A 1,153-nucleotide genomic window follows, 5' to 3' on the forward strand; every position below is an offset into this window, starting at 1 on the left:
GCAGGACCTGGCCGAAGAGACCGGCGGCATCGTCAGCGACTCGCTGGAGATGGCGCGCTTCGGCCGCGACCACGCCGCGCAGACGCTGGTGGTGAGCGGCGTGCGCTTCATGGGCGAGACGGCCAAGATCCTGTCGCCCGAGAAAACCGTGCTCATGCCCGACCTCGACGCGACCTGCTCGCTCGACCTGGGCTGCCCCATCGATGAATTCAGCGCCTTTTGCGACGCCCACCCCGACCGCACCGTCGTCGTCTACGCCAACACCAGCGCCGCCGTGAAGGCGCGCGCCGACTGGCTGGTTACGTCCAGCTGCGCGCTCGACATCGTGCGCGCGCTCAAGGACCAGGGCCACAAGATCCTCTGGGCGCCCGACCGCCACCTGGGCGGCTACATCCAGCGCGAAACCGGCGCCGACATGGTGATGTGGAACGGCGCCTGCATCGTGCACGACGAGTTCAAGGCCTTCGAGCTCGAAGCCCTCAAGCAAGAGCACCCGCTGGCCAAGGTGCTGGTGCACCCCGAGTCGCCGGCCGACGTGATCGCTCTGGCCGACGCCGTGGGCTCGACCTCGGCCATCCTCAAGGCCGCGCAAGAGATGGACGCGCCCGAGTTCATCGTCGCCACCGACGCCGGCATGATGCACAAGCTGCGCACGCTCAACCCCGGCAAGCGGTTCTACGAGGCGCCCACCGCCGGCAACAGCGCCACTTGCAANCCGACGTGATCGCTCTGGCCGACGCCGTGGGCTCGACCTCGGCCATCCTCAAGGCCGCGCAAGAGATGGACGCGCCCGAGTTCATCGTCGCCACCGACGCCGGCATGATGCACAAGCTGCGCACGCTCAACCCCGGCAAGCGGTTCTACGAGGCGCCCACCGCCGGCAACAGCGCCACTTGCAAGAGCTGCGCCCAATGCCCGTGGATGGCGATGAACGGCCTGGCCGACGTGGCCCGCGTGCTCGAGACCGGCGCCAACGCGATCGAGGTCGACCCGGCCATCATCCCGCGCGCGCGCCAGCCGATCGATCGCATGCTGGCCTTTACCGCCGCTTTGAAAAATGGCCAGCCCACGGCCGGCCTGGTGCCACACCTGGGCGCCGCCTGAACGAGCGAGCGACTGGGCGAGGGTGGCGCACGCCGCGCCACTCTCTTTT

1 protein-coding gene and 1 pseudogene are annotated in these 1,153 nt (G+C 68.9%); both read left to right on the forward strand.

Annotated elements, in window-relative coordinates; genetic code table 11:
- Positions 1-724, forward strand: a 724-nt coding sequence (gene nadA / locus QZH66_RS16590) for a quinolinate synthase (RefSeq protein ID WP_345783868.1), incomplete at its 5' end; no start/stop codon positions are given.
- A pseudogene (nadA, locus tag QZH66_RS16595) lies at positions 655-1,104 on the forward strand (quinolinate synthase NadA); the annotation flags it as partial. The gene nadA (QZH66_RS16590) and the pseudogene nadA (QZH66_RS16595), both read left to right, overlap by 70 nt.
- Between the last annotated feature and the right edge of the window lie 49 nt (positions 1,105-1,153).

The sequence above is a fragment of the Stenotrophomonas sp. YIM B06876 genome (genome assembly GCF_030711595.1).
Lineage (GTDB): Bacteria > Pseudomonadota > Gammaproteobacteria > Xanthomonadales > Xanthomonadaceae > Stenotrophomonas.